Genomic DNA, 21,282 nt, shown 5'->3' on the forward strand with positions numbered 1-21,282 from the left:
CCGGCGCGCCGGGCCGGGTGCTCTGCGGCCCGTAGGGGGCCGTGGGCTGCGGGGCGGCCTGCTCAGGACCGGGCGCCGTGGCACGCCGGGTGCGGTCGCCGTCGGGCGCGCGCTGCTGCGGGGGCGCCGCGACCGAGCGGGCGAGCCCCTGCGCGACGGCCTCGTGGACGGCGTTCGCCAGCGGGACCGCCTCGGGCAGCCCCTGGTCGGCGAGGAGCGCGGCGAGTCCCCCGGCGTACCCCTGGCCTATCGCGCGCACCTTCCAGGCGCCCTGTCTGCGGTACAGCTCCAGGGCGACCACCGCGGACTCGGTGTCCAGCCCGGTGAGGGTGAAGGTGACCAGCTCGGTGCCGTCGAGGGCGGTGACGGCGACGAAGGGCGCGGCGACGACGCCGAACCGCGCCGGGACACCCGCGCCGGTGGGCAGCGCGAGCAGCACGCTGACCCGGTGCGCGGACTCCGGCAGGGCCCCGAGGTCGACGGCCAGGCGGTGGGCGGTCGCCGCCTGCTTGGGGACCTCGATGCCGGGCAGGGCGGGGGCGCCGGGGTGGGCGACCCCGTCCGCGCCGTGCACCGTGCCGTGCTCGTCGCCGACCGTCACCGCGGCGACGACCGGTGAGCCCGCCGCGATCCTGATCTCCAGGCGGACCTGGGTGAGCGGGTGGTTCTGCCCCCGCGTCAGCTCGGCCGTCATCGCCCTCGGTCCCCCTGTGTCGCCCGGTGATGGTGTCGTGCGCCGCCCCGCCCGCCGTCCTACAGGTGCGGCAGGATCGTCGGCATCAGGTCCTGGAAGGTGCGGCCGTTGGCCGGGGACCCGAGCGCCGTCATCGTCCAGCCCGAGCCCGCGCGGTGCACCTTCGCCATGATCTGCGCGGTGTAGGCGCCGCCGCCCGCCAGCGTGTAGCGGGCCAGCTCCTGTCCGTTGGTCTCGTCGACCAGGCGGCAGAACGCGTTCTGCACCTCCTGGAAGGTCTGGCCGGTGAAGGAGTTGACGGTGAAGACGATCTGGTCGATGTGGACCGGCACCCGCGAGAGGTCGACGAGGATCGACTCGTCGTCGCCGCCCTGGCCCGCGCCCCCGACGAGGTTGTCGCCGGTGTGGCGCACCGAGCCGTCGTCGCTCACCAGGTGGCGGAAGAAGACGACGTCGACCGGCTGCTTGTCGGCGAACAGGACGGCGGAGGCGTCGAGGTCGATCTCGCGCGTGCGCGAGCCGAACAGACCGCGCCGGGGAGCCGCCTGCCAGCCGAGGCCCATGCGTACGGCGGTGAGGCTGCCCCCGCCGGTCTTCTCCAGACTGATGGCCTGACCCTTGGTCATGTTGACGGTCACGCGCTGATTCCCCTCTCGGACGTTCCCCTGTTGCCGCGGAGTCCGCGGTTGACCGAAACCCTATGCAGGGGCACTGACAGTGCCGTACCCCCGTCCACGCTTTGTGTCGGTCTTGCAACACAGCGCGGGAACGGGCGGGGGCCGGGGCCCTCCGCCCGAGCGCGGGCGGGGGGTCAGGCGATCCCCGCCTCCTTCATCTGGCGGAGCTCCTTCTTCATCTCGTGGACCTCGTCGCGCAGCCGGGCGGCGACCTCGAACTGGAGGTCCGCGGCGGCGGCCCGCATGCGCTCGGTCATCTGCTCGATCTGCTCCGCGAGCTGGGCGGCGGGCCGGTCGGTGGGGACCGTCTCCTCAGCCTTGCCCTTGGACCTGCCGGGCTTGGCCGCCTTGCCGCCGAGGGCGGGCACGGGCGCCTTGGTCCCCTTGCCGTCCTTGGTCTTGCGGTAGCCGGTGCCGAGCAGTTCCTCGGTGTCGACGTCCTCGCGGGCGATCTGCGCGACGATGTCGTTGATCTTCTTGCGCAGCGGCTGCGGGTCGATGCCGCGTTCCGTGTTGTAGGCCACCTGCTTCTCGCGGCGCCGGTTGGTCTCGTCGATGGCCCGCTCCATCGCCGGGGTGATCTTGTCGGCGTACATGTGGACCTGGCCGGAGACGTTGCGCGCGGCGCGGCCGATGGTCTGGATCAGGGAGGTGCCCGAGCGCAGGAACCCCTCCTTGTCCGCGTCGAGGATCGCCACCAGCGACACCTCGGGCAGGTCGAGGCCCTCGCGCAGGAGGTTGATGCCGACCAGGACGTCGAACTCGCCGGCGCGCAGCTCGCGCAGCAGCTCGATGCGGCGCAGGGTGTCGACGTCGCTGTGCAGGTAGCGCACCTGGATGCCGAGTTCCAGGAAGTAGTCGGTGAGGTCCTCGGCCATCTTCTTGGTGAGGGTGGTGACGAGGACGCGTTCGTCCTTCTCGGTGCGTTCGCGGATCTCGTGCACCAGGTCGTCGATCTGGCCCTCGGTGGGCTTGACGACGACCTCGGGGTCGATGAGGCCGGTGGGGCGGATGATCTGCTCCACCACGCCGTCGCCGCGCGACAGCTCGTACTTGCCGGGGGTGGCCGACAGGTAGACGGTCTGGCCGATCCGCCCCTGGAACTCCTCCCACTTCAGCGGGCGGTTGTCGAGCGCGGAGGGCAGCCGGAAGCCGTGGTCGACGAGGGTGCGCTTGCGGGAGGCGTCGCCCTCGTACATGGCGCCGATCTGCGGGACCGTGTTGTGTGACTCGTCGATGACGAGGAGGAAGTCGTCCGGGAAGTAGTCCAGCAGGGTGTTCGGCGGGGAGCCGGGCTCGCGGCCGTCGAAGTGCATCGAGTAGTTCTCCACGCCGGAGCAGGAACCGATCTGGCGGAGCATCTCGATGTCGTAGGTGGTGCGCATCCGCAGGCGCTGGGCCTCCAGGAGCTTGCCCTGCTTCTCCAGCTCGGACAGCCGCTCGCCCAGCTCCTTCTCGATGTCGTTCACCGCGCGCTCCATGCGCTCGGGGCCCGCGACGTAGTGGGAGGCCGGGAAGACGTACAGGTGCTCGTCGTCGCTGATGATCTCGCCGGTGAGCGGGTGGAGGGTCGAGAGGGCCTCGATCTCGTCACCGAACATCTCGATGCGGACGGCCAGCTCCTCGTAGACCGGGAAGATCTCGATGGTGTCGCCGCGGACCCGGAAGGTGCCGCGGGTGAAGGCCAGGTCGTTGCGCGTGTACTGGATGTCGACGAAGCGGCGCAGCAGCTGGTCGCGGTCGATCTCGTCGCCGACCCGGAGCGGGACCATGCGGTCCACGTACTCCTGCGGGGTGCCGAGGCCGTAGATGCAGGACACGGAGGCCACCACGACGACGTCGCGCCGGGTGAGCAGCGAGTTGGTCGCGGAGTGGCGCAGCCGCTCCACCTCCTCGTTGATCGAGGAGTCCTTCTCGATGTAGGTGTCCGACTGCGGGACGTACGCCTCGGGCTGGTAGTAGTCGTAGTACGAGACGAAGTACTCGACCGCGTTGTTCGGCAGCAGCTCACGGAACTCGTTGGCCAGCTGGGCGGCGAGCGTCTTGTTCGGCGCCATGACCAGGGTGGGGCGCTGGAGCTTCTCGATCATCCACGCGGTGGTCGCGGATTTGCCGGTGCCGGTCGCGCCGAGGAGGACGACGTCCTTCTCCCCGGCTTCGACGCGCCGGGCGAGCTCGGCGATGGCCTGCGGCTGGTCACCGCTGGGCTGGTAGGGGCTGACGACCTCGAAAGGCGCCACCGTGCGTTCGATCTGGGAAACGGGCCGCATGCAACCACCGTACGACCCGCCACTGACAACGCGAGACGATCAGCGGTTCTGCGGGGCGCGGATCCCGCGTCGCTCCTGGCGGCGGCGGGGGTGCGGCGGCGAATGGTGGGCGGTGGCATGCCGGACGGCGGGGTGGGCGGGCACGCCCGGCTTGTGCTCCACGGGCGCCTGCGCGGGTCCGCCCATGATCATCATCGGGTCGAGGACCACGACCGCCCCGGCGAGCAGCAGGAACGCGAGCGGGCCGATCAGCATGGGGGCGACGAGACCGGCGGCCGAGTCGCCCACGACGTCGGTGCCGCCGGTGTGGACGTGGACGCTGAGGGAGGCCATTCCCGTGTAGTGCATGCCGGTGACGGCGAGTCCCATGACGAGGCTCGCGCCGACGCTCCACAGGAAGCCCCTGACCTGCCCGGCGGCCCACAGGGCCGCGGTGGCGGCGACCATCGCGATGACCACGGAGCAGGCGACGACGACGGTGTTGTACTCCAGGTCGGCGTTCAGCTCCATCCCTGCCATGCCCAGGTAGTGCATGGAGGCGATGCCGAGGCCGGTGATGGTGCCGCCGGTGAACAGGGCCGTCCCGGTGGCGCCCTTGTAGCCGACGATGAAGACCCCCACGCCCACCATGACGACGGCGACGCCGAGGCTGGCGAAGGTCATCGGCCGGTCGTAGTGGATCGGGACCCCCTCGACGCTGAAGCCCATCATGGCGATGAAGTGCATCGTCCATATGCCGGATCCGATGGCGGCGGATCCCAGGGCGAGCCAGGCGGGGCGGCGGGAGTGCGAGACGAGCAGGGATCTGCTGGTGCAGCGCAGCCCGAGGGCCCCGCCGAGGCAGGCCATCAGATAGGCCACCAGCGGTGTGACGATCCCGTAGCTGAATCCGTCGATCGTGCCGTGCATGCGCGGCTGCCTTTCCCGCCCTCTTGGGTCCCGATTGCCGTGGAGTACACCCCCTCCCCAGGACCGGCCTGGCGGTCAGGGTCGTGGCAGAGAGTATGACCCCCACCGGAACGGTCGAACGACTTTCCGGCAAAGAAACACGGCCCTGCCCCAGTTGTGCGGCACCCGTGAGCGCGCTCGGCCGTCTCCGCTCGATGTGTGCCCATTCTGTACCCGCCCGCGGCGGACGCTCTGCTGTCACAGTTGAACCGAACGTGACCGCTCGACGCGAGGAGTACGCATGTACGTGCGCGTAGTCGCAGCCGCCGCCACGGCGCTCCTGGGGGCCGCCACCCTTCTGCTGCCCAGCTCCGACGCGCGCGCACGCGATGTCGGCGATCCGCCGCGCGCCGCCGTGGGCCCCCAGGTGCTGGCGCACCGCGGTGCCTCCGCCTACGCGCCCGAGAACACCCTCCCCGCGGTCGACCGCGCGGCCCGGCTGGGCGCCACCTGGGTCGAGAACGACGTGCAGCGCACCAAGGACGGCCAGCTCGTCGTCATCCACGACGACACCCTGCGCAGGACGACGGACGCGCGGCGGGTCTTCCCCGACCGGGCGCCGTGGAAGGTGCGGGACTTCACCGCGGCCGAGATCGCCCGCCTGGACGCGGGGAGCTGGTTCGGCGCGGCGTTCGCGGGCACGCGCGTGCCGACGCTCGCGGGGTACCTGCGCGAGGTGGAGCGCAACCACCAGAGCCTGCTCCTGGAGATCAAGAACCCCGAGCTGTACCCGGGGGTCGAGCGGCAGATCGTGAAGTCCCTGGCCGACCAGGGCTGGCTCGACGCCCGGCACCTGGACCGCCGGCTGGTCGTGCAGAGCTTCGACGTGGACAGCCTGCGGACCGTGCACGCGCTCGCGCCGGGGCTGCGGACGGCGTACCTGGGGCGCCCGGCCACCGCGGAACTGCCCGCCTACGCGTCCTTCACGGACGGGATCAATCCGTCCTACGGTTCGATCTCGACGGCCTACGTGAGCGCCGCGCACGGCTTCACCGGGCCGCACGGGCGCCCCCTGTCGGTGTTCACCTGGACGGTGAACGACGCGGACACCACCCGCAGGGCCGTCGCGCTCGGCGTCGACGGGATCATCACCAACAAGCCCGACGTGGTGCGGGCGGCGCTGCCGGGTTCGTGAGGCCGGGGGCGCTGTCAGTGGCGGGTCGTACGGTGGGCGCATGGACAGCGACGGGCGGTACGGGCAGCGGGTCGTGTGGACGGTGGTCGGCACCGGGATCGGGCCGCTGCTGCTGGCGGCGACCGGCGAGGGCCTGGTCAGCGTGGTGTTCCACGCCTCGGGTCCGGTGCGTGACGCGGCGCTGGCCCGCCTCGCGTCCCGGCTGGGCACCGAGCCCGTCGAGGACCCCGGGTCTCCGCTGCTGGCGGAGGCCGTGCGCCAGGTGAACGAGTACTTCGCCGGTGAGCGCCAAGACTTCGAGCTGTCCCTCGACTGGTCGCTGATCTCCGGCTTCAACCGGCAGGTGCTGCGTGAACTGGCGGCCGGTGTGCCGTTCGGCTCGGTCGTCGGGTACGGCGATCTGGCGCGGCGGGTCGGGCAGCCCGGGGCGGGCCAGGCGGTGGGCGTGGCGATGGGCTCCAACCCGCTGCCGGTGGTCGTCCCGTGCCATCGCGTGGTGGAGAAGGACGGCGGTATCGGCGGTTTCGGGGGCGGTCTGGAGACGAAGCGGAAGCTGCTCGCCCTGGAAGGTGTGCTGCCCGAACCTCTGTTCTGAGAGGGCCCCGGCAAGGGTGGCCGGGGAGCGTCCGCAGGAGCAGACTTGGCGGTGCGTACAGCCACTGGCATCCGAACGGGGCCGAAGGGACGGCGAACACGCATGACCGGAAATCGCGCAGTCGCGTACCTCAAGCCGGGCGCGGTGGACGTGAGGACCACCGACTATCCGACGCTCGAACTGAAGGACGGGCCCGGGGTCGCACCCGAGAACATCGGCCGCAAGAGCCGTCACGGTGTGATCCTCAAGGTGCTCGCCACGAACATCTGCGGAAGCGACCAGCACATGGTGCGCGGGCGGACGACCGCGCCCGAGGGTCTGGTGCTGGGACACGAGATCACCGGCGAGGTCGTCGAACGGGGGCCGGACGTCGAGTTCGTCGACGTCGGCGACATCGTCTCCGTACCGTTCAACATCGCCTGCGGCCGGTGCCGCAACTGCAAGGAGCGCAAGACGGGGATCTGCCTGAACGTGAACCCGGCCCGCCCCGGCGCCGCCTACGGCTACGTCGACATGGGCGGCTGGGTCGGCGGGCAGGCCGAGTACGCGATGGTCCCCTACGCGGACTTCAACCTGCTCAAGTTCCCCGACCGCGAAGAGGCGTTGGAGAAGCTGCTCGACCTGACGATGCTGTCGGACATCTTCCCGACCGGCTTCCACGGCGTGGTGACCTCAGGCGCGGGCGTCGGCTCGACGGTGTACGTCGCCGGTGCCGGTCCCGTCGGGCTCGCGGCCGCCGCCTCGGCGCAGTTGCTCGGCGCGGCCGTCGTCATCGTCGGCGACCTCAACCCCGAACGCCTCGCCCAGGCGCGGAGCTTCGGCTGCGAGACCGTCGACGTCTCCAAGGGCTCCATCGAGGAGCAGATCGCGGAGATCACGGGTGAGCCCGAGGTGGACGCGGCGGTGGACGCGGTCGGCTTCGAGGCCAAGGCGCACGGACCGCAGTCCCAGGAGGCGCCCGCGACGGTCCTCAACTCGCTGATGGGCGTCACGCGCGCGGGCGGCGCGCTGGGCATCCCGGGGCTCTACGTCACGGACGACCCGGGCGGGATCGACGAGGACGCCAAGTCCGGGACACTGAAGGTCAGGCTCGGTCTCGGCTGGGCCAAGAGTCACACCTTCACCACCGGACAGTGCCCGGTGATGAAGTACCACCGGGGCCTGATGCAGGCGATCCGGCACGGGCGCGTGCACATCGCGAAGGCCGTCAACGCGACCGTCATCGGGCTCGGTGACGCGCCGCGCGGCTACGCGGAGTTCGACCAGGGCGCCAGCCGCAAGTACGTGCTGGACCCGCACGGGGCGCTGCAAGGGGTGCGGCCCGTCTGAGCCGCCCGCAGGAGAAGTGCCCGCACCCGGCGCGCGGGCACCTCCGCGCGATCACGGAGGGGTGGCGTCCGGTTCGTCAGTCGTAGTGCCGTGCCTCGACGACGTTCCCGTCCGGGTCGCGGAAGTAGAAGCTGCGGGTCGCGGGTCCCCGGGCGCCGAAGGAGCCCTCGGAGACCGCGGAGACGGGGACGGCGCGCTCCTGGAGCCGGTCGCGCAGGGCGTCGTAGCGGTCGCCGGGCAGCGCGAGGCAGACGTGGTTGACCGGGTGGCCCGAACTGTCGGCGGCGCCGGGGAGCATGGTCATCCGCGCCGCCGTGGAGCGCGGCATGAGGTCGATGAGGGTTTCGTCGTTGAGCCGCACGGACGGGAAGGGCACCGTGCCCTCGGTGAACTCGGCGAGCCGCACAGGCGCCAGTCCGACGGTCCTCTCCCAGAAGCCGGCCGAGGCCACCGGATCGCTCACCCACAGGACGACGTGGTCGAGGCGGGTCGTGTTGTCGGTCATGCGTCCCAGGCTGGTGTCGTCCCCCACAGGCCGCAAGTGTTTGGCCGGGCGCGTCTGCCGCCAGGGATGAGGGAAACCGGACGACAGGAGGCGAGCACGTGGTGCTGGTGTTGTCGGAAGAGGTGCGCGAGGCGGTCGACGCGTCCCGGCCCGTGGTGGCATTGGAGTCCACGATCATCGCGCACGGGCTGCCCCGCCCGCGCAATCTCCAGGTGGCGCTGGAGCTGGAGGACGTCGTCCGCCGGGAGGGCGCCGTTCCCGCGACGATCGCGGTGCTCGACGGGCGCCCGCACGTCGGCCTGGACAAGGACCAGTTGGACCGGATCGCCAACGAGGACGGCATCCGCAAACTCGGCCACCGGGACCTGCCGCTCGCGATGGCCTCGGGGGTGAGCGGCGCGACGACCGTGTCGGCCACGGCGCTGCTCGCCGCGCGCGCGGGCGTACGGGTGTTCGCGACCGGCGGGCTCGGCGGGGTGCACCGGGAGTGGACGGTGACCCAGGACGAGTCGGCCGACCTGGGGCTGCTGGCGCGCACCCGGATCACCGTGGTGTGCGCGGGCGTCAAGTCGATCCTGGACGTCCCCGCGACCCTGCAGCGGCTGGAGACCCTGGGTGTCTCGGTGGCGGGCTACGGCACCGACCGCTTCCCCGGCTTCTACCTGTCCGACTCCGGTCACCCGGTGGAGTGGACCCTGGACGACCCGGAGCAAGTCGCGGACGTGATGCGGGCCCAGGACACGCTGGACGGACCCGACTCCGCGCTGATCGTCGCCAACCCGGTGCCGCGCGAGGAACAGCTGGATCCGGCGCTGCACACGCGCGTGCTCGCCGACGCGCTGCACGCGTGCGAGGAGGCGGGCGTCGCGGGCCAGGGCGTCACCCCGTTCCTGCTCGACCACCTGATGCGGCACACCGACGGCGCCTCGCTGGCCGCCAACCTGGCGGCGGTGCGCGGCAACGTGCGGCTGGCGGCGCGGATCGCGGCGGCCTGGGCCGGGGCGTGACGCCCCGGCGGGACGGTCCCCCGCAGCCGGTGGCACCGAGGTGACGGCGGTGCCGGGCGGGGCGCTGCTGGTGGTCGGGGACGTCATCACGGACGTCGTCGCGCGTCATCGCGGTCCGCTCGCCCCGGGGACGGACACGGCGGCCGTGATCCGCACCGTGCCGGGCGGCGCGGGCGCCAACGTGGCGTGCTGGGCGGCCCATCAGGGCGTGCGCGAGGTGCGGCTGCTGGGGCGGGTGGGGGCAGACGCGGCGGACCGGCACACGCGGGCGCTGACCGCGCTCGGGGTGCGGCCGCTGCTCTCCGTCGACCCGGAGGCGGCCACCGGGACGGTGATCTGCCTGGTCGACACGGGTGCGGCGGGCGAGCGGACGTTCCTCACCGACAGCGGCGTGGCGCTGCGGCTCGGTCCCGGCGACTGGTCCGACGCGCTGCTCGACGGGGTCGCCCGGCTGCACCTCTCGGGCTACCTGCTGTTCTCCGGACCGGGCCGCGCCCTCGTGGCGACGGCGCTGGCGTCCGCACGCGCGCGTGGCGTGCCGGTGAGCCTGGACCCCGCGTCGGCCGGGTTCCTGACGGACCTCGGCGCGGCGCGCTTCCTCGACCTGGTCCGCGGGGTGGACGTGCTGCTGCCGAGCCGTGACGAGGCGTGGCTGCTGACGGGGCTGCCCGACGCGGCGGACGCGGCGGCCGAACTGAGCCGGCGGATCCCGCTCGTCGTCGCCAAACAGGGCGCCGAGGGAGCGCTGGTCGCGTCCGGCGGATCGGTCCTGGCCCGGGTCCCGGCCGTCCCGGCCACCCCCAGGGACACGACGGGCGCCGGGGACGCCTTCACCGGCGCGTTCCTCGCGGCGCTCCTGGCGGGGGCCGACCCGGCGGAGGCGGCGGCCGCGGGCTGCGTCGCGGGGGCGGCGGCCGTGGAACGGGTGGGAGGACGGCCACCGGAGCGGGGATGACGGGCCCGCGTGCGGGAGGCGCAACGGGAGCCGGAGCGGTGCCGTCCGGCACGCGGCGGCGACGGTGCGTACGCGGACGGGAGGAACGTCGGGGTCGGGAGCCGGGCGATGGTTCCGTGCCCCGCGCCCTCTCCCCTCGGTCCCGTCCCGCGCGTCCCCTCCCCCGTCGCCCCTACGCCTTGCGTCCCCAGGCCGAGATCATCGGCGCCGTCGCCAGATCCATCGTGCCGGTGGCGATGTTGGCCAGATGGCGGTCGACCTCCTCGTTTGTGGCGAGGCCCTCGGCGACGAGCCGCTCGCGGATCTGCCGGACCGTGGCCGATTCGAGGGCGGCGCAGGTGGGCGAGGCGAGCGGGAAGTACGCGTCGGCCTCGACCCGCTGGAGCCCGGCCTCGCGCAGCAGCCTCGGCAGGGTGCGGCCGTAGGAGAGGTCGGCGCCGCGGTCGGCCAGCAGCCGCCTGAAGCCCAGGCGCAGCCGGTTGGCGAGACGCTGCTCGGGGCCGTGCTCGTCGGGGCAGGTCAGCGGCTGGAGCGCCGGGTCGGCGTCCTCGATCAGCAGACGGCCGCCGGGACGCAGCGCCTTGACCATCGTGCGCAACGCCCGCTCCCGGTCCGGCACATGGACGAGGACGAGCCTGGCGTGCACCAGGTCGAACCCCTCCGCCGGGGGCTCGTCGGCGCCGATGTCGTGGACGCGCACGGTGACCGGCTGACGGGCGACCGGGGCGAGTCGGGAGGTGTCGATGTCGGTGGCGACGACCCTGCCCGTCGGGCCGACCTTCTTGGCCAGCCAGGACACCACCGAGGTACCGCCCGCGCCGACCTCCCAGCAGCGCCAGCCGGGGCCGATGCCGAACCCCGCGAGGTGCCGGAAGGTGGTGGGGTCGAAGAGGGAGGCGAAGGCGTCGAAACGTTCCCCCGCCTCGGTCTGCCGGTTGTCGAGGAGATACCCGTCGGTTCGCGTCATGCCGCGATCATCCCAGTTGCCCGGCTTTCCGACCGGGGAAGACGCGGCGACCACGTCGGCCGGACCACCGGGGACAGCGCGTCCGCGCTGATCAGCGACGCCCAACCGGGGCGCGCTAACCCGTTGTCCACAGGCGGGAACCAAGCGGAATGCGCTGTTCCCACAGGCTTGCCCGGCGGCTGCGCGAACCTGGCAAACTGGCCGTCACGGCGCGGGAGCACGGCACCTCGGCTCCCTCGCGCGGCAGGTCGGGGAGACGCGGGAAGGAAGTGGCGGATGTCCATGGCAGGGAATCTGCGGAAGGTCACGAACCTCCGCGGGGTCGGCGGCCTCCGCAAGGTGGCACGGCTGGCCCGGCGGCGTCCCCGTGTGGACCTGAGCCATCCGGCCCGCTCCCCGCTAGGCTCCTCGGTGGTCAACTGCGTCACCTACCGGGACGGCGTGCGGGAGCCGGGCGGCGGTGACATCGTCGACGCGGTCCGGCGGATCCGCAGGAACCGGGACGGGTTCGTGTGGCTCGGTCTGCACGAGCCGACGGACGGTGAGTTCGCGGGCATCGCCGAGCTGTTCGACCTGCACCCGCTGGCCGTGGAGGACGCGGTGGAGGCGCACCAGCGGCCGAAACTCGAGCGGTACGGCGAGACGCTGTTCGCGGTCTTCAAGACGGTCTGCTACGTGGAGCACGAGAAGCTGACGGCGACCAGCGAGGTGGTGAACACCGGCGAGATCATGGTGTTCGTCGGCGAGGACTTCGTGATCACCGTGCGGCACGGCATGCACGGCTCCCTCGGACCGCTCCGCGAGGACCTGGAGGACCGCCCGACGCAGCTCGCGAAGGGACCGGCGGCGGTGCTGCACGCGATAGCGGACCACGTCGTCGACGACTACCTCAGCGTCACCGACTCGGTCCAGGGCGACATCGACCAGGTCGAGACGGACGTCTTCGCCGAGGGCGGCGCCCGCACCGACCCCGGCCGGATCTACCAGCTGAAGCGCGAACTCCTGGAGCTGAAACGGGCGGTGGTGCCGCTGGGCCGCCCGGTCGAGGACCTGGCGACCCGTCCGATACGTGTGGTGCCCCCGGAGATACAGGCCTACTTCCGGGACGTCCTCGACCACCTGATGCGGGCCAAGGACCAGATCGCCGCCTTCGACGAACTGCTCAACTCGATCCTCCAGGCCCACCTGGCCCAGGTCACCGTCGCGCAGAACGAGGACATGCGGAAGATCACGGCCTGGGCCGCGGTGATCGCCGTGCCGACGATGGTGTGCGGCGTCTACGGCATGAACTTCGACCACATGCCCGAGCTGCGCTGGAGGTTCGGGTACCCGCTGGTCATCGGCGTGATAGCGGTCGCGTGCCTGTCGCTCTACCGGGGGTTCCGGCGCAACGGCTGGCTGTGAGCGGGGGTCAGCGCGGCCCGCTCATCGCGTAGACGCTCTCGGCCCACCCGGCGATCTGGTCGTCCGTCAGGTGCCGCGCGAGGTCGGCCTCGCTGATCATGCCGACCAGCCGCTTGTTCTCGATCACCGGGAGCCTGCGGATCTGGTGGTCCTTCATCTCCCTGAGCACGTCGTCCACGTCGGCGTCGGAGGAGATCCAGCGCGGGGTGCCGTTGGCCATCTCGGCAGCGGTGATCCTGGAGGGGTCGTGTCCCACGGCCACACAGCCGACGACGATGTCCCGGTCGGTGAGGATGCCGCAGAGCCGGTCGTTCTCGTCGCTGATGGGCAGGGAGCCCACGTTCAGCTCGCGCATGAGCTGGGCCGCGCGGTCCAGGGTCTCGTGGGCGGGGATCCACTGGGCGCCGCTGTGCATGATGTCTCCGGCTGTGGTCATGGAGTACCTCCCGGTGCCGGACGGCCGGCAGCGGCACCGGGCGTGCCGCTGGTACCGGCGCCCTACATTCTCGCCGGGGGCGCGGCGGCACGCACCCGGAGCGGGAACGGCCGCCACCAGGCCGGTCGTCGCCGCGGCGGCCCGGCCGGGGCAGGGCACCGGCGGGCCGGTCACCGCCGGGCCGGGCCCCGCCGCACAGGGTCCGCTCACCCGTTCCAGGCCGGGCGGCGGGGGTCGTCGGCGCGGACCAGGACATCGGCCGTTCCCGCCGGATCGGTCTCGGCGGCGTAGCGCTCGAAGGCGGGCAGTGTCCACTGGTCGGCCTCGGGGGTGCGGCGGCGCAGGGCTCCGGGCGTGAGGGAGAGGTGGACGGTCAGGTCGAGAGGGAACCAGTGCCGCAGCAGGAAGGGGCCGTGCAGCAGGAGGAAGCCGCCGGGCGGGAGGGATACATAGGGGCTGCGGGTGGCGCGGTCGGTGACCGGGTCCCACAGGTCGGGCAGGACGCGTCCGTCGCCACCGGGGTCGAGGGGTCCGAACACCTCGCGCCACAGGGCGCCGGTGTCGAACCAGCCGTTGTAGTAGGCCTCGACGTCCTCGTGGCCGTGTTCCAGGCGGAGCGAGGCGGGGCGCAGGAAGCCCTCCGCGGCGACGACCAGCGAGGGGCGGCCGTGCGGACGCAGCACCTCGGCGACGCGTTCGGCGAGGTCACCGGGGCGGGAGGCGGGGGCACCGTCGAAGGCGATCCGGGGCCAGGAGCCGCCGTCGGCCGGTTTCAGGTCGAGCAGTCGCTCGGCCAGCAGGTCGCCGAGCCGGTCCCAGGTGATCGCTTCGAGTCGCACAGGGCCCATGATGCGCCGCGGAAAGGGGACCGGAACAGGGAATGCCCTCGGTGGCGGAAAGGAAGGAGACATGTCACACCGCACAACTCCCCTCCCCCGTGGCGGACTTCTCGTCGTCCAGCCGCTCAGGAGCCGGCACTGCGCGGAGTGCCGTACGGGTCCGTTGCCGCTGCTGGTGCTGGAGGGCGGGAGCCCCCGGTGCCTCGACTGCGCCGACCTCGGCCATCTGGTGTTCCTGCCGCGCGGCGACACGGCGCTCACCCGCAGGGCGCGGGAGGAGAGCGGGCTGTCGGCGGTGGTGGTGCGCCTGGACCGGCGGCGCGGCAGATACGAGCGGCAGGGCGTCCTGGTCGAGGAGCCGGGGCTCGCGCGGGCCGAGCTGCGCTGCCTGGCGGACGCCGAGGCGCGGCGGCGGCGCAGGGTGCGGGACGCCGGGCGGCGGGCCGCGGAGGACGTGCGGTTCACGGCGGCGTTCGCGGCGGAGATCGGCCGGCTCTTCCCCGGGTGCCCGGCGGAGCGGGCGCGGGAGATCGCGGGACACGCGTCGGTGCGGGGCAGCGGCCGGGTGGGGCGCAGCGCGGCCGGGCGGGCGCTGTCGGAGGGGGCGGTGGTCGCGGCGGTGGTGGCGTCGGCACGGCATCTGGACACGCCGTACGACCAGCTGCTGATGAGCGGCGTGCCCCGGCAGGAGGGCCGTCGCCGGATCCGGGGGACGGTGGAGGGGGTGCTGCGGGCCTGGCGGGAGCCGGAGGCGGGGTGAGGGGCAGGAGCGGGGCAGGCTCCGGTGTCTCCCGGGCATGATCGCCGGGGGCGCCGGGGAAGGGACGGATGATGCCGGGCGGGGGCTCGGGGGAAGCGTGGGAGGTGACGTGGGCGTGATCGATGGACCGTTCTTCGTGCTGACGGTGCTGGGGGTGCTCGGGACCGGGCTGGTGGCGGGGGTGTTCTGCGGGTTCTCGACGTTCGTGATGCGGGGGCTGGCCGAGCTGCCGCCCGCCCAGGGGGTGGCCGCGATGAACTCGATCAACCGGACGGCGGTGACGCCCGCGTTCATGAGCGTGTTCATGGGGTCGGCGGTGCTCTGCGCGGTGATCGGCGTGGTGACCTTCGTGCTCTGGCCGCGGGAGGGGACGGTCGAGCTGCTGATAGGCAGCGCGCTGTATCTGTTCGGTTCGTTCGGGGTGACGGTGATGGCGAACGTGCCGCGCAACAACGCCCTGCTCAAGCTGGCCGCGGGCTCCCCTGAGGCCACCGCGTACTGGCCGTCGTACGTGCGGGAGTGGACGCTGTGGAACCACGTCAGGACGGTCGCCTCGGCGGGGGCGGCGATGGCGTACGTGCTGGCGCTCGCCTGACACAGGGCACGGGGGGCGGCGCCGTGCTGATCGGGGCCGCGCTGGTCCGGGGATGCCGACGCCGTCTCCGGCGAGCCCGCGCTGACCCGGCCACGTCAGCCCCACCGCCCGGCACCGCCCCGCGATGATCCGGCGGGCCCCGCACTGATCCGGGGATACCGACGCCGCCCCAGGCGAACCCGCCGCGGATCCGGGAGCACCCCGCGCTGAATCCTGGGCGCCGCCCGCCGGTCCGCAGATGTCGGCGCCCCCTTCCTCGCTCCCCTCACGCCTCCTCACGCCCACCCCCGCGCCCCCTGGACCGTCCTGCGGGAGTCCTGGGCGGACCTGGTGGAGGGCGCTTCCGGCCCACTCTGCGGACCAGGTGGATGCGTCGTACATTGGCCGGGAGAGAGCCGCCCGGCGGCGCACGGCGCGTCGGATGTCGTCCGCGTACGCGAGGAGGACGACCATGGCCGATCCCAAGGGCTTCATGACCACCCCCCGGCAGGAGTGGCCCCGGCGGCCGGTCGGGGAGCGGGTGCGGGACTGGGACGAGGTGTACGTCCCGGGGGCGCTGCTGCCGATCGTCTCCGCGCAGGCGGACCGCTGCATGGACTGCGGGGTCCCGTTCTGCCACGAGGCGTGTCCGCTGGGGAACCTGATCCCCGAGTGGAACGACCTGGTCAGCCGGGACGACTGGCGGGCGGCGGCCGACCGGCTGCACGCCACCAACAACTTCCCCGAGTTCACCGGCAGGCTCTGTCCCGCGCCGTGCGAGGCGGGGTGCGTGCTGGCCATCAACCAGCCCGCGGTGACCATCAAGAACGTCGAGGTCGCCATCGCCGACCGGGCGTGGGAGCTGGGTCTCGCGCCGCCCCGGCCGCCGGACCGGCTCTCCGGGCGGACGGTCGCGGTGATCGGCTCGGGGCCGACCGGGCTGGCCGCGGCGCAGCAGCTGACGCGGGCGGGGCACACCGTCGCCGTGTACGAGAAGGACGACCGGCCGGGCGGGCTGATGCGGTACGGGATACCGGAGTTCAAGATGGAGCGGCGTCATCTCGAACGGCGGCTCGACCAGATGCGGGCGGAGGGGACGCGGTTCCGGATGTCGACGGCGGTCGGGCGGGACGTGGGCGCGGCGGAGCTGCGCAGCCGTTACGACGCCGTGGTGATCGCGGCGGGTGCCACAGCGTGGCGCGAACTCGACGTACCGGGGCGGGAGCTGGACGGTGTGCGGCAGGCCATGGAGTATCTGCCGCTGGCCAACCGGGTGCGGGAGGGGGATCTGGCGGAGTCGCCGATGTCGGCCGCGGGCAGGCACGTCGTGATCGTCGGGGGCGGTGACACCGGGGCGGACTGTCTGGGGACGGCGGTGCGGCAGGGGGCCGCGTCGGTGACCCAGTTGGACATCTACGCGCAGCCCGGCGCCGACCGCGACCACGACGCCGAACCCTGGCCGACGTATCCGAAGATCTACCGGCTGTCGGCCGCGCACGAGGAGGCGGAGGCGCTCGGGACGGCGCCGTCGGCGCACGCGGACGCGCGGTTGTTCGCCGCGTCCACGCTCCGCTTCACCGGCGACGCGGACGGGCGGGTGCGGGAGTTGAGCCTCGTCGAGGTGGACGCGGGACGGCGGGAGGTGGCGGGCAGCACCCGCACGCTCCCGGCGGACCTGGTCCTGCTCGCGCTCGGTTTCTCCGGGCCGGACCGGACGGACGGGCTGGTGGACCAGTTGGGGCTGACGATGGAGCCGCGCGGGACGATCGCGCGGGACGCCGGTTTCGCCACCAACGTGCCCGGGGTGTTCGCGGCCGGTGACGCGGCGCGCGGGCAGTCGCTGATCGTGTGGGCGATCGCGGAGGGGCGGTCGGTGGCGGCGGCCGTCGACCGCTATCTGACCGGGAGTTCGCGCCTGCCCGCGCCGATCGGCCCCGGCGACCGGCCGATGGTGGTGTAGTCGGCGCCTCCGTCAGCTCCGACGCCGGGCCGCAGGGTCCCTCCGGCCGCAGAGTCCCTCCGGGCCGAACGGCACGGCGGGAGACGGGAGACGGGAGACGCGCGGCGGGAGGCGGGAGACGGGAGGCGGGAAAGGAAGCGGGCGCGGTCCGGACGGAGACCGTCCGGACCGCGCCCGTCCCGCGCCTGGCCGAGAGGCGCCCCTGGTTCAGGGTTTGCGGGCCACCGCGCCGTAGCCGGGGATCACCCCGTCGTCCTGGCCGGGGACGGGGTCGCCCAGTTCGGGGTGCCAGTGGTGCGGCACCTCGACGCCGGGTCCGACCAGTTCGAGGCCGTCGAAGAAGCGGGTGAACTCCGCGCGCGACCGCAGTGCGAGGGTGACGCCCGCGGCCTTCAGTCTGCCGATGGCCTCGGCGGACTCCCGCGGGGTGAAGTCGGCGGTGGCGTGGCTGACCACCAGGTAGCTGCCGGAGGGCAGTGCGGCGACCAGCCGTCGCACCAGCTCGTGCGCGCCCTCGTCGTCGGGGACGAAGTGCAGCAGCGCGATGAGCGAGAGCGCGACGGGCCTGCCGAGGTCCAGGACCTTGCGGGCACCCTCCAGGACGGCGTCCGGGTCGCGGGCGTCGGCCTGGAGGTACTCGGTGACGCCCTCGTCGGTGCCGCGCAGCAGGGCCGCGGCGTGGGCGAGGACGATCGGGTCGTTGTCGCAGTAGACGACCCGGGCGTCGGGCGCGATCTCCTGGGCGACCTGGTGGAGGTTGGGAGCGGTCGGTATGCCGGTGCCGACGTCGAGGAACTGCCGCACACCCTGGTGGGCCAGCCAGCGGGTGGCCCGGTGCATGAACGCCCTGTTGACACGTGCCATGACGGGCACACGCGGGTCGAGGGTGAGCATCTGGCGGCCCATGGCCTCGTCGACGGGATAGTTGTCCTTGCCGCCGAGGTACCAGTCGTACATGCGGGCGGGGTGCGGTCTGCTGGTGTCGATCCCGGCGGGGGGCTGCCCGGTCATGACGTACTCCATAACACTGCGCAACTGTTAGTGATCAACTCAGAGCCAAAATAGGGGAATCGGACGGGTGGACGGGGAGAACAAGCGGAACACAAGGGCAAGCGCAACAAGGTTCAGGACAGGAGGAAGTCGGCCTCACCCGCCTTGGCGCCCTCGATGAAGGCGGTCATCTCGTCGGTGGTGTAGATCAGCGCGGGCCCGTCCGGGTCGGTCGACTGGCGGACGGCGATCCGGCCGTCGGCGAGCTTCATGGCCTCCAGGCAGTTCCCTCCGTTGCCGCCGCTCCACGGCTTGTGCCAGCCCTCGCTGCCCAGCTCCCGCGCGGGCATGCCGTTGTAGACCTGTTTGCGGGATGTGATGCGATCCATTCACAGCTCCTTGCGGAGATCCAGGAGGATCTCCTTCGTGCGATGTGCCGTGGCGGCCTGCGCCGCCATGCGGTCCATGACCTCGAGGTGGGTCGCCACCTCCGAGCGCGCGTCCAGGTAGACGGCGCCGGTCAGGTACTCGCTGTAGACCATGTCCGGAAGTTCGGACATGGCAAATCGGAACAGCACGAAGGGCCCGAACGTGCCGGGGTGCGGCCCGCTGGCGAAGGGCGCGACCTGGATGGTCACGTTGGGCAGCTTCGTGGCGTCGAGCAGCTTGTCGATCTGGTCACGCATCACCTCCGGTCCGCCGCACGGGCGGCGCAGCGCGGTCTCGTCCATGACGGCCCAGAAGCGGGGGCCGTCGGGACGGGTGAGCAGTTCCTGACGCTGGACACGCAGCGCGACGTGGCGCTCTATCTCCTCGGGCTGGGTCTGGCCGATCGCGCCCGACCTCAGCACGGCGCGGGCGTAGTCCTCGGTCTGGAGCAGTCCGGGCACGAAGTGCGGGTCGTACGAGCGGATCAGGGAGGCGGCGCCCTCCAGGCTGACGTACATCGAGAACCAGCCGGGCAGGATGTCGTGGAAGCGCTGCCACCAGCCGGGCTGGTTGGCCTCCTCGGCCAGCCGCACGAACAGCTCGGCCTCCTCGTCGGAGACCCCGTAGGACTTCAGGAGGAGCTGAAGGTAGGGGATCTTGAGGGAGACCTCGGCCATCTCCATGCGGCGCACGGTGGCGGGCGCGACGCGCAGGACGCGGGCCGCCTCCTCGCGCTTGAGTCCCGCGCGTTCCCGCAGGTCCAGGAGCCGCCGGCCGAGGACGACCTGGCCGACCGTCGGCGCGGACCGCGGTTCGCTCACGCTCCACCTCCACTGCGGGCCCTGGCGGGCGCGGACTCCCTGACGGGACCGCCGGAACGGGTCCCGACGGCCTCGGACGGCACGGAAAGCATGCTGACAGCCCTGCGGCGCCATTCGAAGACCTATTCGAAGATCTGTGCGGATCTCCGGTGATCCCAACTGGCGCCGCTCGACGTTGCGTTGTCAGCAGTGTGCCACGCCCTTCCAGAACGTCACACCGCACTCTGCATTTTTCAGAGTGACACTTGCCAAGTGTTCACGGCGGGGCGATAGTGGCAAGCGTGATTCCGTCCGCGCCCTTAGGAACAGACGCCGTGGGCCGCCTCGGTCTCGGTGCCGCCGCGGGAGCAGGCCCCTCCGGGGTCGCTGCCGAGCGCCGGTTCCGTTTCGAGCTGGCCGCCCATCCGGCCTCACCCGCCCAGGCAAGACGCCTGGCCAGGGCGAGGCTGTCCGGCTGGGCGGTGTGCGAGGACATCTGCGACACCGCCGTCCTGGTCATATCCGAGCTGGTCACCAACGCCCTCGTGCACACCGCGAGCAGCTCCATAGTCTGCGAGCTGCACGACGGCGAGGACCTGGTGCGCATAGCCGTGCGTGACGAGGGCTGCGCGCCCGGTGAGCCCCGGCCGGGGCAGGGCACCGCGGACGACGAGCACGGGCGGGGGCTGCTGCTCATCGAGGCCATGTGCCACGCGTGGGGCGCGCACGAGCAGGGGCCGGGCCTGATGGTCTGGGCCGAGCTGCCGCGTCAGACCGACACACCCCGCCACCGTTGCGGACCGTGCAACGACCTGGGCTGGGGAGCCCGGCCCAAACCCGGCCCCACCGACGGGACGGACGACAACGAGCCGGTCGACACCGCCGGAACCACGGGGACGGCGAGGACCGCGGGGGCGGCGGAGCAGGCAGGGGCGGCCGGAACGCCGGAGGCCGCGCGGCCGACCGGGTCCGGGCAGAGGACAGAGGCCGCCCAGAGGACAGAGGTCACTCAGGGCACGAGGACCGCCCAGGGGCCGGAGGCCACGCGGAGCACGGGGACCGGCCAGAGGTCGGAGGCCCCCCGGAGGACGGGGACCGCGCAGCGGTCGGAGGCCGTCGAGGCGCCGGAACCGCGGCGCGCACCGGCCCGTCCCGAGGCGCCGCGGTACGAGGCCGCCCGGTACGAACCGGCGCGGCAGGAGCCGACGCCGTACGCGGCGCGGTACGAGTCACGGCACGAACCCGCGCGGCACGAGTCGGCGCGCATCGGTACGACGCGGCACGCCACGACGCGGCGCGGAACGGCACAGCACGGGACGGGGGCGTATGGGAATGAGGGCCGCGTCCGGCGTCGGCCAGGTCCTGAACCTGGACACGCTGGTCCGATTGCAGCGAGGACGGCAGGCTCCTGCCACGCCCCACAGGCTCCCGCTGCCCGCCGGGATGACCGCGCCGATGGGCTGTGACGCGGTCGCCGCGCCCGCCCGGTACGGACCGCTGGTGCTGCCCCGGCTGCCGCGCGTGGGGTGCGTCTTCGCCGACGAGGCGCACTGGTGGTGGCTGGTCCCCGCCGACTCCGACTACGCGCTGGAGTGGCCGGCTCCGGCCCAGTACGCCGCCGGGGCGGTTGTTCCGGACGCCCCGGCGGTACCCGGCCTCATCCACAGACCGGACGGCACGCTGCCGTACACGCCGCCGATCCCGCTGTACCTGGCGCTGTGCCGGGTGATGGGGACGACGCCGACCTGGTCGCGGCCGATCAGCGCCTGAGTCCGCAGCGCGGGAGAGCGTGCCGCCACAGAGACCCGAGTGAGGGGGGTGGCTTCCGGTCATGGGGGTGACCGGGGGCCCGGCCGGGGCGGAGGTGCCTTTACAGGGGGGCACCTCCGCCCCGGTCATGACACGACACCGTCCCCTCTCCTCGTCCCGGAACCCGGCCCCGCGCCCCGGCCCCGCGCCCCTCGTCCCGAGCCCGGCTCCGCGCCCCGCCCCGCGCCCCTCGTCACGA

General features: G+C 72.8%; 21 protein-coding genes and 1 pseudogene. 11 read left to right on the forward strand and 11 right to left on the reverse strand.

Features of this window, described 5'->3' with window-relative positions; genetic code table 11:
- From GA0115242_RS01405 to GA0115242_RS01420, 4 genes are all read right to left on the reverse strand, one after another.
- Positions 1-694, reverse strand: a 694-nt coding sequence (locus tag GA0115242_RS01405) for a TerD family protein (RefSeq protein ID WP_141721446.1), incomplete at its 3' end; no start/stop codon positions are given.
- 59 nt (positions 695-753) lie between these two features.
- A complete protein-coding gene (locus GA0115242_RS01410; protein WP_093823614.1) occupies positions 754-1,332 on the reverse strand; it encodes a TerD family protein in 579 nt (192 codons plus the stop codon).
- A gap of 173 nt (positions 1,333-1,505) precedes the next feature.
- Positions 1,506-3,641, reverse strand: coding sequence for an excinuclease ABC subunit UvrB (gene uvrB / locus GA0115242_RS01415; RefSeq protein WP_093823616.1), 2,136 nt, complete (start codon positions 3,639-3,641; stop codon positions 1,506-1,508).
- Between the two features lie 39 nt (positions 3,642-3,680).
- Positions 3,681-4,550 carry an MHYT domain-containing protein gene (locus tag GA0115242_RS01420; RefSeq protein WP_093823618.1) on the reverse strand — a complete coding sequence of 290 codons (870 nt, stop codon included), beginning with the start codon at positions 4,548-4,550 and terminating at the stop codon, positions 3,681-3,683.
- Between the two features lie 280 nt (positions 4,551-4,830).
- Between GA0115242_RS01420 and GA0115242_RS01425 the strand changes: the two genes are divergently transcribed.
- The 3 genes from GA0115242_RS01425 to fdhA all read left to right on the forward strand — a co-directional run bounded on the left by GA0115242_RS01425 (position 4,831) and on the right by fdhA (position 7,648).
- Positions 4,831-5,724: a glycerophosphodiester phosphodiesterase gene (locus tag GA0115242_RS01425; protein WP_093823620.1), complete on the forward strand. Its 894-nt coding sequence runs from the start codon at positions 4,831-4,833 to the stop codon at positions 5,722-5,724.
- A gap of 40 nt (positions 5,725-5,764) precedes the next feature.
- A complete protein-coding gene (locus tag GA0115242_RS01430) occupies positions 5,765-6,319 on the forward strand; it encodes a methylated-DNA--[protein]-cysteine S-methyltransferase (protein WP_093823622.1) in 555 nt (184 codons plus the stop codon).
- 102 nt (positions 6,320-6,421) lie between these two features.
- Positions 6,422-7,648: a formaldehyde dehydrogenase, glutathione-independent gene (fdhA, locus tag GA0115242_RS01435; RefSeq protein ID WP_093823624.1), complete on the forward strand. Its 1,227-nt coding sequence runs from the start codon at positions 6,422-6,424 to the stop codon at positions 7,646-7,648.
- A gap of 76 nt (positions 7,649-7,724) precedes the next feature.
- Here fdhA and GA0115242_RS01440 read toward each other — a convergent pair whose 3' ends face one another.
- On the reverse strand, positions 7,725-8,153 hold the full coding sequence (locus tag GA0115242_RS01440; RefSeq protein WP_176729717.1) for a VOC family protein: 429 nt from the start codon (positions 8,151-8,153) through the stop codon (positions 7,725-7,727).
- Positions 8,154-8,251: 98 nt separating this feature from the next.
- Here GA0115242_RS01440 and GA0115242_RS01445 point away from each other — a divergent pair, with 98 nt between their 5' ends.
- Together GA0115242_RS01445 and GA0115242_RS01450 are read left to right on the forward strand one after the other, a co-directional pair.
- Positions 8,252-9,160 carry a pseudouridine-5'-phosphate glycosidase gene (locus tag GA0115242_RS01445; RefSeq protein ID WP_161352936.1) on the forward strand — a complete coding sequence of 303 codons (909 nt, stop codon included), beginning with the start codon at positions 8,252-8,254 and terminating at the stop codon, positions 9,158-9,160.
- Positions 9,161-9,200: 40 nt separating this feature from the next.
- Positions 9,201-10,115 (forward strand): carbohydrate kinase family protein, encoded by a 915-nt coding sequence (locus GA0115242_RS01450; protein WP_093823628.1) that lies wholly within the window; start codon positions 9,201-9,203, stop codon positions 10,113-10,115.
- 172 nt (positions 10,116-10,287) lie between these two features.
- On the opposite strand, the gene GA0115242_RS01455 is transcribed toward GA0115242_RS01450, so the two are convergent.
- Entirely contained in the window at positions 10,288-11,082 is a 795-nt protein-coding gene (locus GA0115242_RS01455) for a methyltransferase (protein WP_093823630.1), read from the reverse strand.
- Positions 11,083-11,358: 276 nt separating this feature from the next.
- Between GA0115242_RS01455 and GA0115242_RS01460 the strand changes: the two genes are divergently transcribed.
- Entirely contained in the window at positions 11,359-12,486 is a 1,128-nt protein-coding gene (locus GA0115242_RS01460) for a magnesium and cobalt transport protein CorA (RefSeq protein WP_093823632.1), read from the forward strand.
- 7 nt (positions 12,487-12,493) lie between these two features.
- Here GA0115242_RS01460 and GA0115242_RS01465 read toward each other — a convergent pair whose 3' ends face one another.
- Together GA0115242_RS01465 and GA0115242_RS01470 are read right to left on the reverse strand one after the other, a co-directional pair.
- Complete coding sequence (locus GA0115242_RS01465) at positions 12,494-12,922, reverse strand: CBS domain-containing protein (RefSeq protein ID WP_093823634.1); 429 nt, start codon at positions 12,920-12,922, stop codon at positions 12,494-12,496.
- 206 nt (positions 12,923-13,128) lie between these two features.
- A complete protein-coding gene (locus tag GA0115242_RS01470; protein WP_093823636.1) occupies positions 13,129-13,770 on the reverse strand; it encodes a uridine kinase in 642 nt (213 codons plus the stop codon).
- A gap of 61 nt (positions 13,771-13,831) precedes the next feature.
- Between GA0115242_RS01470 and GA0115242_RS01475 the strand changes: the two genes are divergently transcribed.
- The 3 genes from GA0115242_RS01475 to GA0115242_RS01485 all read left to right on the forward strand — a co-directional run bounded on the left by GA0115242_RS01475 (position 13,832) and on the right by GA0115242_RS01485 (position 17,055).
- On the forward strand, positions 13,832-14,521 hold the full coding sequence (locus GA0115242_RS01475) for a DUF2293 domain-containing protein (RefSeq protein ID WP_093823638.1): 690 nt from the start codon (positions 13,832-13,834) through the stop codon (positions 14,519-14,521).
- Between the two features lie 115 nt (positions 14,522-14,636).
- Positions 14,637-15,116 (forward strand): anthrone oxygenase family protein, encoded by a 480-nt coding sequence (locus GA0115242_RS01480; RefSeq protein WP_093823653.1) that lies wholly within the window; start codon positions 14,637-14,639, stop codon positions 15,114-15,116.
- Between the two features lie 451 nt (positions 15,117-15,567).
- Entirely contained in the window at positions 15,568-17,055 is a 1,488-nt protein-coding gene (locus tag GA0115242_RS01485; RefSeq protein ID WP_093823639.1) for a glutamate synthase subunit beta, read from the forward strand.
- A gap of 207 nt (positions 17,056-17,262) precedes the next feature.
- Here the strand turns inward: GA0115242_RS01485 and GA0115242_RS01490 are convergent, their stop codons facing one another.
- The 3 genes from GA0115242_RS01490 to GA0115242_RS01500 form a co-directional block, all read right to left on the reverse strand.
- Positions 17,263-18,066, reverse strand: a complete 804-nt coding sequence (locus GA0115242_RS01490) for an SAM-dependent methyltransferase (protein WP_093823641.1) — start codon at positions 18,064-18,066, stop codon at positions 17,263-17,265.
- A gap of 113 nt (positions 18,067-18,179) precedes the next feature.
- Positions 18,180-18,434: a DUF397 domain-containing protein gene (locus GA0115242_RS01495; RefSeq protein ID WP_093823643.1), complete on the reverse strand. Its 255-nt coding sequence runs from the start codon at positions 18,432-18,434 to the stop codon at positions 18,180-18,182.
- Complete coding sequence (locus GA0115242_RS01500) at positions 18,435-19,295, reverse strand: helix-turn-helix domain-containing protein (RefSeq protein WP_093823645.1); 861 nt, start codon at positions 19,293-19,295, stop codon at positions 18,435-18,437.
- 272 nt (positions 19,296-19,567) lie between these two features.
- Between GA0115242_RS01500 and GA0115242_RS01505 the strand changes: the two are divergent.
- Together GA0115242_RS01505 and GA0115242_RS01515 are read left to right on the forward strand one after the other, a co-directional pair.
- Positions 19,568-20,182 (forward strand): annotated as a pseudogene (locus GA0115242_RS01505) (ATP-binding protein); the annotation flags it as partial.
- 418 nt (positions 20,183-20,600) lie between these two features.
- The gene (locus GA0115242_RS01515) at positions 20,601-21,044 is read left to right on the forward strand and encodes a hypothetical protein (RefSeq protein WP_093823649.1); all 444 of its coding nucleotides are present in this window, start codon (positions 20,601-20,603) and stop codon (positions 21,042-21,044) included.
- Positions 21,045-21,282 lie beyond the last annotated feature (238 nt).

The organism is Streptomyces sp. SolWspMP-5a-2 (assembly GCF_900091845.1).
Classification (GTDB): domain Bacteria; phylum Actinomycetota; class Actinomycetes; order Streptomycetales; family Streptomycetaceae; genus Streptomyces; species Streptomyces doudnae.